Annotated in this window: 12 protein-coding genes and 1 tRNA gene; 1 reads left to right on the forward strand and 12 read right to left on the reverse strand. The window is 35.7% G+C overall.

The window, feature by feature from the left end; all coding sequences use genetic code 11:
* Positions 1–64 precede the first annotated feature (64 nt).
* Positions 65–137 (forward strand) — tRNA-Val (locus MKY13_RS10385).
* A 234-nt stretch (positions 138–371) separates the two neighbouring features.
* On the opposite strand, the gene MKY13_RS10390 is transcribed toward MKY13_RS10385, so the two are convergent.
* From MKY13_RS10390 to MKY13_RS10445, 12 genes are all read right to left on the reverse strand, one after another.
* A complete protein-coding gene (locus MKY13_RS10390) occupies positions 372–1,412 on the reverse strand; it encodes an AAA family ATPase (RefSeq protein WP_191701577.1) in 1,041 nt (346 codons plus the stop codon).
* A 123-nt stretch (positions 1,413–1,535) separates the two neighbouring features.
* Positions 1,536–1,838 (reverse strand): hypothetical protein, encoded by a 303-nt coding sequence (locus tag MKY13_RS10395; RefSeq protein WP_191701576.1) that lies wholly within the window; start codon positions 1,836–1,838, stop codon positions 1,536–1,538.
* Between the two features lie 142 nt (positions 1,839–1,980).
* A complete protein-coding gene (locus MKY13_RS10400; RefSeq protein WP_191701575.1) occupies positions 1,981–2,145 on the reverse strand; it encodes an aspartyl-phosphate phosphatase Spo0E family protein in 165 nt (54 codons plus the stop codon).
* Positions 2,146–2,540: 395 nt separating this feature from the next.
* Entirely contained in the window at positions 2,541–2,765 is a 225-nt protein-coding gene (locus tag MKY13_RS10405) for a hypothetical protein (RefSeq protein ID WP_191701574.1), read from the reverse strand.
* Positions 2,765–3,943 (reverse strand): Ger(x)C family spore germination protein, encoded by a 1,179-nt coding sequence (locus MKY13_RS10410; protein WP_191701573.1) that lies wholly within the window; start codon positions 3,941–3,943, stop codon positions 2,765–2,767. The genes MKY13_RS10405 and MKY13_RS10410 overlap by 1 nt, the downstream gene beginning before the upstream one ends.
* Positions 3,940–5,031: an endospore germination permease gene (locus MKY13_RS10415; protein WP_339212465.1), complete on the reverse strand. Its 1,092-nt coding sequence runs from the start codon at positions 5,029–5,031 to the stop codon at positions 3,940–3,942. Before MKY13_RS10415 ends, MKY13_RS10410 begins: the two co-directional genes overlap by 4 nt.
* A 35-nt stretch (positions 5,032–5,066) precedes the next feature.
* Entirely contained in the window at positions 5,067–6,593 is a 1,527-nt protein-coding gene (locus tag MKY13_RS10420) for a spore germination protein (protein ID WP_318245229.1), read from the reverse strand.
* 1,338 nt (positions 6,594–7,931) lie between these two features.
* A complete protein-coding gene (locus MKY13_RS10425) occupies positions 7,932–8,744 on the reverse strand; it encodes a hypothetical protein (RefSeq protein ID WP_339212469.1) in 813 nt (270 codons plus the stop codon).
* Positions 8,745–9,016: 272 nt separating this feature from the next.
* Positions 9,017–11,254, reverse strand: coding sequence for an immunoglobulin domain-containing protein (locus MKY13_RS10430; RefSeq protein ID WP_191701570.1), 2,238 nt, complete (start codon positions 11,252–11,254; stop codon positions 9,017–9,019).
* Between the two features lie 705 nt (positions 11,255–11,959).
* Positions 11,960–13,081, reverse strand: coding sequence for a tyrosine-type recombinase/integrase (locus MKY13_RS10435; protein WP_339212472.1), 1,122 nt, complete (start codon positions 13,079–13,081; stop codon positions 11,960–11,962).
* Between the two features lie 97 nt (positions 13,082–13,178).
* Entirely contained in the window at positions 13,179–13,376 is a 198-nt protein-coding gene (locus MKY13_RS10440) for a helix-turn-helix domain-containing protein (RefSeq protein WP_191701568.1), read from the reverse strand.
* A gap of 687 nt (positions 13,377–14,063) precedes the next feature.
* On the reverse strand, positions 14,064–14,285 hold the full coding sequence (locus tag MKY13_RS10445) for a hypothetical protein (RefSeq protein ID WP_339212474.1): 222 nt from the start codon (positions 14,283–14,285) through the stop codon (positions 14,064–14,066).
* Positions 14,286–14,303 lie beyond the last annotated feature (18 nt).

The raw sequence follows: 14,303 nt of genomic DNA on the forward strand, positions 1-14,303 counted from the left end.
CCAACATAATTTTATGGTATAATTTACAAGAACATAGATATAATTGTTTTTTGTATCTTATTAAGGTCTTGTAGCTCAGCTGGGAGAGCACCACCTCGACAAGGTGGGGGTCGCAAGTTCGAGACTTGTCGAGACCATTATTTCAAGTGCCCGTAAACGTTGGTATATCAACGTTTATGGGCTTTTTCTTTTTGGAAGACCAACTACCTTACGCTTGAATTCTAGGATTTGTCCGCAATTTGTCCGCAAGATTTTTTCCAATTATTTAGTGTTACTTTGGATAGCATTGTGAAAAATGTCTGCAATGTCATTATCTGCATTTGGTAATAGGTGTGCATAGAACTCTAATGTGATTTTAGGGTTGGCGTGACCTAACTTACATCCCCTACGAAGTAGCTATGCCCAATTTGAAAACCTGTTCCTAACTCTTCTGCAATTTGATTATTTAAACTTTTAATTTCATCAATAACACAAATTAAAGCTTCTGGATTATTTAATTGGTTCACATACGATTTAAACTTGTTATTATAAAAGGCCGGTTTAATTTCAAAAAATGAAAACCTTCTTCTAAGTGCATAGTCTAATAAAGCTAAACTTCTATCTGCCGTATTCATCATTCCAATGATATATAAATTTGAAGGTACAGAAAACTTCTCGTTAGAATAAAGAAGATTGATTTGCTCGCCTCGCTTATCCGCTTCGATTAGCATCATTAATTCCCCGAATATTTTACTCATATTCCCGCGATTAATTTCATCAATAACAAAAAAGTAATCTCGTTCTGGATCTCGTGCTGCTTTTCTAGCAAACTTCACAAACGGACCTTGTTTCAGTTCAAATCCATCCCCTTCAGCTTTTGGGCGGAACCCCTCAATGAAGTCCTCATAACTATAGCTTTGGTGGAACTGAACCATATGGATACGAGTTTCATCCTTCTCTTCCATCATGACATACGCTAAACTTTTAGCAATAAACGTTTTACCTACTCCCGGTGCCCCTTTCAAAATAAGATTCTTCTTATTTTCAAGTAGAGAAATTAAACGTACAAGCTCCTTCTTATCAATAAATACAGCCGAAAGAAAATCATCCATTGTAAAATTTTCATTTTCTTGTACAGTAGGTTTAGATTCAATAAAACGAATGTAGTAATCAATTGAACTGCCTGAAACGCCTTTATATTTTTTGTAGGAATCATCTGATACAACGATATCTTTTAACAGTTTCAGTTGCTCAATATCTGATTCACCAAAAATGGCAGCTTCAAAATGGCGTTCTATTTCCTTTAATGCATTTACTTTTTGCTTCACTGTTTTATCGTTTAAGCTAGCTCCTGTATCTGTAACTTGATTGGATAACCAATTTTGAAACTCATTTACTTCAGCAATTTTTGGATCAATAAAATCTTCATTCATTACTTTGTCTATTTCTTGAATAAAATTTGGATAATTATTTAAACATGTTAACTTTTTTTGAGCAAAAGTCTGATGTAGCTCCCACTTTCCGACTTGAAGCCACTTTACTGTTCTTCTATGTTTTTACTCTGAAGCTTCATAAGCGAAGTAGTAATCTCCCGTAACAACTCCGCGTGCGAGAATTTTTTTTATTCCCTCTTTCACATATATGATGTCGCCTATTTTAATGTCGCTATAGAAATCCCACACAGCCTTAGTATCATGAACAGGACGCACCCCATCTGCTCTTTGCTCTGCTATTCTTCGTTCAACAGCTTCTTTTAAACTATAGTTCTTTATAACACCTAAATAGTCCCTACCAATAGCAATTATATTATCTTTGTGAAACTGCTCCCATAATCTAGAGTTTTCACCCGGTGAAATCAACCGATAATTAACGCCTTTATCAATTTCATCTTCTTGATTCGCAATTTTCTTCTCTTTTTTAGGATAAATTAACGTAGGATTTTCAGCAGGTTTTATGCCTCACAATATAGTCAAAGATACATTACTAGGAATCAACATTTAATCAATCCACAGTACTAGAATATTTATTAAGTAATTCATCCAATTCTTGACTGTAATTTACTACTTCTGGGTGTGTAAACCCTAAATCCTTTGCTTTTTTATACATTTGTTTTCTTTTTACTTCAATTCTTATCTTTAATATTATTTTTAATATTAAAATTTTCATCTGTTTTTTCCCTTATTTAGTTTTATTTTACTAATTTTTAAAAAAATGATTTTTTACTTTAATATTCTAAATCATTAAAGTGCAGAATTGAAAGGGAACTTTAAAATTTAAATTATTCGTAACAATTAATAGTTAAATGTAAATAATATTACTATAAAATATAGTTTTCTTAATTAAACAATAATCTGTCAATTTATTAATTAGGACGAGTTTAATAAAAAATAGCAACTGAGTGAATTCAGTTGCTATTTTTAAAATAATTCATAAAATCAATGCGAATTCCTATATGATTTGTTGTTTTTCCCTTCTTAACCGAACTCGTATTATACACTTCTTTTATCCTCGAATAAATGCCGGCTTAGAACATCGACATCATACAACGGAAAGTCGACCCTTTACTGCATTATTTTAGCTAAAGGATCAAATAAATATCGAAGAACAGTAATGGGTCCGGGCATATTTTCAAGATTAATAAAGGACAGAATAATTGACAACATTAAGATTACGGAAACTGTAATTTTATCCGTTTTAGGTGCTTTCTTTAGCCGCTTCCAATCATATAAGACAATGGACCAAATACAAACTTGTATGATAAATATCGTCATCCAATCTAATTGCATTATTCTTCCACCTCATTTCTTGGAAGTGCAGCAGGGGGACCAATATAACCCGGTCCTTTTATTTTTGCCTTAACAAGAATTTTTATCTCAATTTCAGGGTATTTTTCATCCCAATTGTCTTTAACTTTATTCCATTCCTTTGGATATTTTTGATGAAACCGTCTCCCGAAATTTGCCGCATCTACATGGAACTCTTGTTGGAGCTGTTCAATCGTCTTGGATATTCGTTCCCTTAAACCTGTTTCGTACTCTTTTTCGATGGTTTTGATGACATCTTTGTTCATAAGATTTAAATGCGTTTCATTTTGAACAATGTCTCCGCTAATTCCAATATGGAGATTCATTATCCAGTTACCACCTGCAATTTCGGGACTGAATTTAACCTTACCGGATGTTGGTGTCATTGCAATTTCCCCGTCTTCCCCTTCAAGCTTAATTGAGATTGTACTCCTCTTTACCTCGTCTTTTAGCCAAAGTAAGCCGCGGGCCTCCTCTTCATTCAACGTTCCTGCCATTAGATCTTTTTTGAAAATGGCGGCCCCGTGAATAACTGGTATTGTTTCATGAGGTTTTTTTGCTTGTTCTACTGATTCAAGCTTTTTAATATAGGGCATTGAAACACTTTCACTAGTTCCCATTAAAGCCATATCGACATCTCTTAACGTTGTTTTGATACTGGATTCTTCCTCTGCCAATTTTCTAAGCGCCTCGCCAGAGTATCTTTCTAAAGGAGGAACCAACGTCAGCATCTCCATTGCATCTCCTTCACTTACAAATAGAAAAGAATTTACACGAGGACTAGGATGACGAACCAGAAAGTCTATTTCATTGCGAATCCCTTTCTTGGCAAGTTCCTCCCCAAAAATATAGATTTTACATTGCCCCCAGAAGAGTCTTCTCGGGACATGTTCTTGTAAATTGGAAATAGCAGTGGCAAGATTATCTCCTGTCCCTTCTCGAACAAATGTGGAGCCTGCACTAGGATCCTCGCCACCTTGACCCGTTGTGATTGTACGAGGGATAAATATTTGGACTGACACTCTAGTTTTTCCATCATCTAAGTAATCTATTGCAGTAGCAGTAATAATTCCTAAGTCCTGCAATTCCACTCTACTCCAACAACCAGAGAGGAGGGGAAGGATAAATAAAAAAATTAAAATAAGATAGTTTTTCTTCAACCGCTTTCACTTCTTTTTCTTCGTGCATAAGCAATCAGCAGTAAAATCAACGGCAGAATAGTCTGAACAAGTACAAAATAAAAAGGCATAATAGTGGACATATAGTCTACCAAAACTACTAAATTTGGAATGTCCCAATAACTAAAGAAAATTATAAATACGCTTAGAGGAAACACAATCAGCCGATAATCTGAAAGTCGAAATAACTGCGCAAGCCCTAAGCTGGATACATATAAAAATATGGCTATTTTAACAAAGCTCCCCAGAACCCAGGAAGCCATGATAATCACTTCAAAGTTCTCGAAAAATCCTAATACGTTAATGGCACGGACAATTGAGTATACTGGATAAAATTGATTGGCAGATGACACTCCTAAAAAAGTGAGAACAAAAAAGTTAACGTATAACAGCATTAGCATAACGTAGAAGGAAGCCCTCATCCCGGATTTCAAACTCTCTTTAGAGTTCTTTATGAAAGGGAAAATAAAGGCTAGAAGAAAAAACTCACTAAACCATGCTTGATGTATAAAGCCGCCCTTCATGACAGGAAGTAGTCCATTCTCTAAAATCGGAAGCATATAAGTGATATCAATATCCTTAATCAGAAAAAGAAGTGATATTGCTGTGCTTAGATAAAGTGCCGTGCAAATAACAGCAGCCCTGGCAATCACTTCAATTCCCCCACGCACGGCCAGTGCACTGACTAAAACAATTGTGACGGAAATTAAGAGGGTAGGTGTTTCTAGCAGTACATTATTAGTAATGAAGTCGGAATACTGTCTGACTATGATCCCCGTATTGTGGATATAAAAGGAAATTAGAAAAAAGCCGAATATCTTTCCTAACAGCTTCCCCAAAATCTCTTCACTATATTGAACAGGGGTCATCTTCGGAAATAGTTGATGGAGCTTCCAAGCAATGAACACCGTTAGAAAACCTAAAAAAGAACCTGCGATTGGTGTCATCCACATATCATGTAGGGCGAATTTGGCGGCTACGGATGGAATTGATAATATACCGGTCGCGATTATAGTCGGAACGATTAAAATTTCCATCTGAAGGCTTGAGATTCTTCCTTTTTCCAACAAAATACTTCACCACCATCTTATTGTAGTCTTTATCATTAAGGACCTGGTTTTAAATTCGTTCCTTGTCTCGTTTCATTAAAATCACCCGTTAAGTGGGGGCGCTTGTTCATTTTCCATAAAGGTGAACGTAGAATTGTATCTCTCAACGGATGTTTTTGCAGTGTGTTGACCGGGCTTAAATACGGAATGCCAAATGATCTTAATGTGGATAAATGTATAATGAGCATAATAAATGCAAGCATCACTCCAACTAATCCTAATACGCCTGCTAAAAGTATGATAGGGAACCTTAAGAGACGAATGGCAAGCCCAACCGAATAACGAGGGACCATGAAAGAGGCGATTCCGGTGATACTGACCACAATAATCATAGGGGCAGAAACAATCCCTGCTTGAACCGCTGCCTGTCCAATCACAAGTGCACCAACAATACTAACAGCAGAACCAACCTGTTTAGGAAGACGTATTCCAGCTTCACGTAATGCTTCAAAGGCGATCTCCATGATAATTACTTCTACAAGGGCAGGAAAAGGGACACTTTCTCTGGAAGATGCAATACTTAGCAGTAAATCCGTTGGAACCATTTCCTGATGAAACGTCGTAATAGCGACATAAACAGAAGGGAGGAACAAGGCGATTATTAAAAAAAGAAACCGGAGAGTTCGGATGAAAGTCCCAATCCAAAATCGTTCGTAATAATCTTCCTGAGACTGAAAAAGACTAAAGAAACTCACAGGTACTATTAATGCAAAAGGTGTGCCCTCAATCATTAAAACGGCTCGGCCTTCCAGTAAGTTAGCGCAAACTACATCTGGCCGTTCCGTATACAATACTTGCGGAAAAGGCGAATAGGTACTTTCTTCAATAAATTGTTCGATGTACCCGCTTTCCAGCACCCCATCAATATCAATGCGGTTAAGCCGATTTTCTATTTCCTCAAGTAAGGTTTTATCTGCTAACCCCTCAATATAAGCAATCGCGACCTTTGTCTTCGTATATTTGCCGACAGTGACGCTTCTCATTTTCAGTGCCGGGTCTTTAATGATGCGTCGTACTAAAGAAGTATTGGTACCAAGTGATTCGGTGAAACCTTCTCTTGACCCTCGAATGGCAGTTTCGGCTTGGGGTTCCTCAATCGAACGCTTTTCAAATTTTACTAGCCCCAAGGCTAAAGCTTCCTCTGACCCGTTCAAAAGCAGAAGGGGGTTTCCGCCTGCAATTGCCTCGACACAGGCTACATATGTGGAAACTTTATCTATATTTGCAATCGGCAATCGGTGTTTAATAGAAAGAAGCATGTTTGTTTCATCGAACTCTTTTTCATTCAATAATGTTTCAAGTACCTGATCTTCAAGCTTTTGGGTATCGCTTAATCCTTCTATATAAATAACGGCTACCTCGTTCTTTCCGGCAATAAAAGAACAAAAAACTACATCCGGACTATCCTTGTATAGAGCGGAGAAAAAATTTATGTTATCTTCAAGCTTCTTTGATAATGGGATGTCCTGGGATACGGAATCCTTTTCCTCTTTCTTTAAAGAACGCGATCTAATATAAATCACCTCAATTTCCGTCGAACATTACTTTAAATCTAACCTAGACAAAACAAAAATATACACACCGGCGATAAGGAAGAAGAATCAAAGATCAAATAAAAATACTGTGTTGTGTTGTAGTGATTTTATTAATTAAAAAGAAATGAGGAGTTAACTATTTATATCTGATGATTAAATAAGGATTGGTTAATGATTTTCAACCATCGGGCGCTGTTGGGGGACAACGCTCTTAGGAAACCCTCAATTAGAAAAAAAGTTGCTCCACAATATGGCCCGTTTGTTGAATAAAGCAAAGGTCAAATTTAAGTACTTATATCCTTGCGGTGAAAATTAATGATTTAACAGAACTGATTACTTTTGAATATTGAGTTACATTAAAAGTTCATCTGTTTGTAATAGCTTATATAGAGACCCCTACCTATATAGATACAAAACTTATAATACAGTTAATACAGAAAAACAAAATAAGAGTAATACAAACCACTTGTTTACTCTTTTGTCCGCAATTTGTCCGCAGAATTATTTTTTTGTACTTATTTTATTTAACTGAATTAATTTATCCTCTCTTAAAAACCTTATTAAATCAGGCTTATTTAACTTAATTGAATTTAATTTAACTCGGTTTATTTAGCCGGATAAATTCGACAAGGTGGGGGTCGCAAGTTCGAGACTTGTCGAGACCATCATTTTAAAAGCCTGTAAACGTTGGTATAACAACGGTTGCGGGCTTTTCCATTTTGAGAGTCTTTCATTCTTACACCTGGATTTTTGGATTTGTGATTGTATCCCACAGGCCTGTCACGAAATCTTCACCTGCATCAAAAACACCTGTTCCGTCTCCTTTAACAACTTCTATCCCCGTGTCTATTATTGTATCGTTATCCTCCACAGTTTCACGAGGTTAAGGCTATCAATTGATTTGATTGAAATTGGATATCAGTTAGCCCGTCTCGGTTGGTTGAGCTTGCAATTTAAGTTACTACTGGCTTAACAGTTGGATGTGCATATTTAGTAAAGTCTGGATAACCATCAGGATAGTTGCTCCCAGATATCATAAAACCATCTTATTCCCCTGCACCGGATAAATGGACAAAGAGCAAATTCCTCCATCAGCTATACCATTCAGCTTCATTCACTCAAAATAAAAACCTTTTCAAGCGAATCCGTCTTACCACCCGACGTGTCCCAAGCTTTTTTCTGCACGAAAAACATTACAGGAAATTCAGTTTTATTTATGACGTTAAATTATTTTAATACGACACTAGTGATAAATTTTATTAAATTAATTTCTTCATATCAAAGAAAAACCACTCAAAATGAATAGTGAGTGGTCTAAACTATGAATTAAAATGGTTCTGGAATTGTAATGGGCTCACCCCATTGTGTGAATGTATTACTAGTTGTTTCAGAAATGCCTGCAATATTACCAGTAGAAACGTAGTATGCACCTAAATATTCATCAGTAATCCATAGCTCAACATCTGAAAGTGTCATGCCTTCTAAGTTGACAGGGCCTTCTGGGACAAGTTGCCAAGCTGTTTTAACAAATGCCTTATTATCAGGTACTTCTCCAAACTCAATCACTTTCCATTGCGATACAGCTGCTAAATATTGCGTAATCATGTACGGATGAGAAAAAACTCTTGTCAATTTGATTGTATTTGTTGCAAGTATGACATCCATATCTTCAGATGTATCATCCTCTTCAATCCATTGCCCTTCCTGTTTCAACCAACCTGTATTTTCATGAATAATAATACTCATATCTTCATTTTCCACATGCATCGAATATTGTGGATCAAATTTAAAATCGACATTTGAGGATTCGGTAGAAGTTTGTGCAAATTGTGATCCGGTTTTTACTGCCAGCATTGTTTCCATCATACAATGGGCGAGCTCACCGCCGTTAATAAGAGCATCCTTCTCAAATTTAATCGTGTTGCACTGTTGTGGTGTTTCAAAATTTGTTGATGTTTCATCATTCGTAGGTTTTGTCGATTCGGTGTTTTCTGGAGATGTTTCAGTAGTGTTTGGCTCGCTATTTTCTTCAGGTGCTGTTGTGCCGTTTTCTGAGTTACAAGCTGATAATAAAAATAAAGTCAACATTAGAAAAAGAATGAGTTGAGGCTTGCATTGTACGAGAAGTTTTTCATACAAATTATTGCGAAAGAATTTCAATCCATTTAGCTCCTTTTTCAACTAGATTTTATTACGTCTTCATATTATAAATTATTTGAAATTAATAAAACATAAGGAAATAGTCAAATACATTGTGGAGAGAATCAATACTATAGTAGGAAGGACGGAGGTACTTGGATTTGTCCGCAGTTTTTTTCAAATTATTTAGTGTTACTTGGGATAGTGTTGTGAAAAAAGTCTGCTAATATAAGGAAATGCGAACCCTATAAAGAGCTCGCATTTTTTGTTTATTAAAGTGCTTCTACTTTTGCTAGAACTTTCGCTAACACTTTGGCCATTTGACCTTTTGTTACGTTTTCTTGTGGCTTTAATAAGCCATTATCGCCACTTACTGCACCAATTTCAATCAGAATTGATACATGTGGTTTCGCATAATCAGATACTTTTGAAGCATCCTTGAAATCACCTGTTAAATCATTAGACGCTTCAATACCTTTTGCTTCTAAAAGGTTACTTAATACCGCAAACATTTGTTGACGTGTGATTTTTCCGCCCGGATTGAATGCACCACTTTCACCATTCATCAAACCTAAATCAGCTAATGCACCTGCACTTCCCGCATACCAAGTACTTGAATTAACATCAGCAAAGCTTGTAGCTGTTTCATTTAAACCTAGTGCGCGGACTAATGTTCCTGCAAACTGAGCACGTGTCATGTTTGCAGTTGGATTAAATTTGCCGTTATCTCCTGTGAAGATACCGCGTTGTGCTAACATTTCAATGTCTGAACGGAATTGATTGTTGCTAATATCAGTTAAATCTATGTTCGCATCAACGAATACTAATTCACCAGCTTTATGCAATTGCACAACGATCTTACCGTCTTTAATTGTATAGGCTACAGCTTCTAAACCATTTGCAGTACGGATTTTTAATATCTTATTAGCATTTTCAGTAAGAACCGGAATTGTAATTGTAGCTGCTCTCGTATTATTTAATTCTGTACTGGTAATGACTAAATTCCCTGTTTCTTTATTAATTGTTATCGTTACTGAACCTTCAACTAATCCAACCGGTAAATCTAACTTGACTAATTTTAAAATGTCTTGTTCCACACTTGGCGTTTCAGTAGGTACTTCTAAAGGCGGTGTTGTTTCAGTGTTATCAGCCGGTGGTGTTACTGTATCTGTTGGTGCTGGAACAGATGGTGTTGGTTGTGTCGGCACTGTTGGTGTCGGATTAACTGGCGCTGGTTGCGTTGGCTCTACTTCCACGTCACCATTACCCGGTGTTGGATCAACTGGTGTCGGGGCTGGCATAACAGTTAATGTTGCCGCATTCGATGTTGCATTTCCAACTGCGTTTGTTACTACGACCGCATAAATGCCTGCATCACCCGCTTGCACATTGTTAATTGTCAAGCTCGCCCTTGTTGCCCCTACAATATCTGCTCCATCTTTTTTCCACTGATAGCTTAAAGATGTATCACTTGTTGCTGTAACAGTAAATGTTGCACTGCCTCCTGCTATTATCATTTGATTACTTGGCTGTGTTGTAATTTCCAGTGCGACTGGGACTGGCGTAACTGTTAATGTTGCCGTATTCGACGTTACATTTCCTACTGCGTTTGTTACGACTACCGTATAACTGCCTGCATCACTTATTTGCACATTGTTAATTGTCAAGCTTGCGCTTGCTCCCCCTGCGATATCCACTCCACCTTTTTTCCATTGATAGTTTAATGGTGCATCGCCAGTTGCTGTAACAGTAAATATTGCACCGCCTCCCACAGTTATTGTTTTATCACTTGGTTGCGTTGTAATTGTTGGTGCGACTGTCGCGGGCTTGATAGATAATGTTGCCGCATTCGATGTTACGTTTCCTATTTCGTTTGTCACTACTACCGTATAGTCACCAGCGTCACTTGTCTGTAAATTATTAATTGTTAAACTAGCACTTGTTGCTCCTACAATATTTATTCCACCTTTTTGCCATTGATAGCTTAATGTTGCATCGCCAGTTGCTGTAACCGTAAAGGTTGCACTGCCTCCTGCTGTTATCGTTTGATTACTTGGCTGCGTTATAATTGTTGGTGCTGTTCCTACGGTATAGACTTGTCCCACTGTATAACCTGTTGCAATCGCAAGTCCATCTCCATTAACTATCCCTGTTCCAGAAGGTTTTAAATCCAATCGAAGTGTTCCCACACCTGTTATGTCGTTAACCATTACTTGAAAGATTGTTCCGCCTCCAACCACTGATGCGATACGACCAGATGCATTCCCTGTTGTTGTTAATATGAAGTCATCGGAATCAACTCCCGTTACACTTTCACTGAATGTTACTAGATAAGTAATACTTGTTGCATTTGTTTTTTCATCAAGAGGTAAATTTCGATTAATATTGATTACCTTTGGTGGAGTACCACTAGCTGCTTGTACCCAATTCTTATTTGGAATCATGGTACCAAACGTTAAGAATAAAACTACTAGTAGCAAAGTTATTTTCTTTAATGCCTTATCGTTCATTTCTATTCCTCCTTTCCAATATTTCAATAAAAACTTACTAATCTTCTGTTCAATTCTCAAGTTGCAATTTTACATTTCCATTATAATACATCATCTAACATTAATAGCCAATATTATTACTGTATAATATTATTTTTGTTTAGTCCTATTCACGTTAATTTCAATCACTTCGATATCTAGGATTTCAAACAATAAGAATGAGCACTTACCCAATTCGGCATAATTTAAGCAACGAAACTAAATTAACTAGGATGTGAATGCCCTAGGACTAACGTAAAACAAATCAGCTTTTTTACATTTATAAATAGTTACTGATGTTAAAAAATCCCTGTTGGTTTGATATGACAACACAATTTTCTAAAACAGATAATACAGATAAATAAAAAAAGAGTAATACAAACCACTTGTTTACTCATCCGCAATTTGTCCGCAGAATTATTTTTTTGTGCTTATTTATTTAAATGAATTAATTTATCCTCTCTTAAAAACCTTATTAAATCAGGCTTATTTAACTTAATTGAATTTAATTTAACTCGTTTTATTTAGCCGGATAAATTCGACAAGGTGGGGGTCGCTGGTTCGAGACCAGTCGGGACCATCAGTTTAGTAAGCCAACAAACGTTGTTATAACAGCGTTTGTTGGCTTTTTCTTTTGGAACAGTTTCAGTCCAGAACCACGAATTTCAAGCCATGCTCACAAAATGCTCACGAGATTTTTTCCAGTGCTTTTTCAAAAACATCTGCTAAATCATTATCTTCATTTGGAACGAGATGAGCATATGTTTCTAACGTGATTCTAGCATTCGGATGACCTAAGCGTTTTGACACCTTCACAACATCAATACTATTAGAAATTAAAATGGATGCGTGTGTATGACGAAAATCATGGAAGCGAATTTGTGTTACGCCAGAAGTGGTAATCAGTCTTTTTAATGCTCGTAACACATTTCGTGGATCTTGTTTTGATCCAGTTTCCGTACATATCACAAGATCTTCCTCCTGATATTGTTCACCAAGTTGTTCTTTCCAAATTTCTTGTTGTTTGCGATGGTTAACTAAGGCTTTCACAACCATATCTGAAATTGGAATGATTCGATTCGATTTTCGCGTCTTAGTTGACGTTAAAATATAACCCTTTTTCGGAATATAAGCTAACGAACGTTGGACATGAATCGTTTTATTAATAAAATCAACATCGCTCCATTTTAATCCTAAAATCTCGCCTCTTCTCAATCCAGTATAAATGGCAAGTAAGAAAGTTAAATAATGTCTTTCTCCTTTACAGTGTTCAAGAAACATATTGATTTCATCATAAGACCAAATTTTCATTTCTTCTTTTTTCACAGCAGGCGGATCAGCGTCGTTAACTGGATTGTATTTAATTCTCTTCCATTTAACCGCTTGATTGAATGCTTGATTTAAAATTTGATGCATCTTATGAATATAACTCGAACTATACTCTTCATTAATTTTAAAATTATAAAAAGCATCAATATCCTCTGTCGTAATTTTCGATAAAGGTTTATTTGCAAACGGGTTCTCTCTTATTAAATGTTTATTGATTAAAGATTGAGCATTAGATGCCGTTGTTTCTTTAATCCGTTTTTCAAAGTGAGATTTAAACCAACTTTCAATAAAAGAAGCGAAAATTTCCTTACTTGGTTCTACATAACCTTGTGCATCAATTTCCTGAAGCACTTTGTTAAGAGCTGCTTGTGCATCTTTTTTGCGTTTGAAACCACCTTTTGTTTTTTGTTTACGCTTACCAGTAAAAGGATCTCTTCCAATATAAACTACATACTGATCGGTATTTCCTCTCTTTTTCACACTGCCTTGCATTATTATTGCTAACCTCCATTTAATCTTGTGTATTAATAAAGGTAAGCAAGTGATCTACTTTCATTTTGACCACTTGCTTCCTGTTTTATAAGCCACACGCCTGTTGCTGTGAAAGCCAATCAAAAAATTTATCCTTTAAAACTCGTTTGCAACGACCAATTCGAATCAATGGAAATGAAGTCTGTTCCATCAATTCATAAGCAGTTGGTTTGGAAACCATTAAAATTTCGGCTATATGTTCAGCAGTCAAAATCACTGGATAATCTTCAAGACTTTTATGCATTGTTTACATGTCACTCCTTTCGAAAAAGAAAAAACCGCAGATGAACATAACCACCAACATAAATGAAGTGGTTATATTCCCTGCGGTTTTCGCTTAGTAATGGAATTTAATATTTAATTTGAAAAGATTATATCCTAATATTTTTCCTATTCTAAGTACTTTTTTTAATTATTTTTGATAGAGTAAGTTATTCTAAAAATACCTGTAGTCGTGACCACAAAATTGTTGCCGAATTCTAAAGTAAACATCTCACCTAACGGGTTCGGTTGATGAGGAGAAAAATATTAAAAATAATGTAAATGTAACTCTAATTTAGCATTATATTTAGACAGTAAATTCTCTATATAAATGGTGATTAAAAATGCTCAGATTATTTCTAAGCGTTTTTTTATGAAATATTTTACTCTAAATGGGGTTACTTCGAAAAATGCGGATTTACAACGATAAGGATATGCATGATTTTATGCAAGAAAACCCATGACGCAGCATTTCCAAAAACACGCTCAAACTGTTATTGGAACTAGGTTTGTAGAAAAATACATAAAACCGCGTATAAACAATATTACATACAAAAAGCCATAAACGTTGATTTAACAATATCTCTGGCTTTCTGATGTATTCCCAAACTTTGATTTGGGAACGTTTATTTCATTGAGTCTGAATAGTTATGCGTCTGATTTTTAATTGTTATTTTTTATTTATAAACTTCATAATGAAAAGAATAATAACTAAAATCATCAGAAATATTCCAAGATAAAGCAAACCTGTTCCTAAAGGATAGTTTAATGCAAGTTCTTTTTGAAGTTCTAATAGCTCTGGTTTACTTATAGAATCGAAATCTTGTAAAGGTATAAGAATCGTTTGTAATAGAAACCCAATCACTATTAAACAGAATGATAAAAAACCCATAATGAAAAGCGTTGTTTT

Source organism: Solibacillus sp. FSL W8-0372, from assembly GCF_037969735.1.
Classification (GTDB): domain Bacteria; phylum Bacillota; class Bacilli; order Bacillales_A; family Planococcaceae; genus Solibacillus; species Solibacillus faecavium.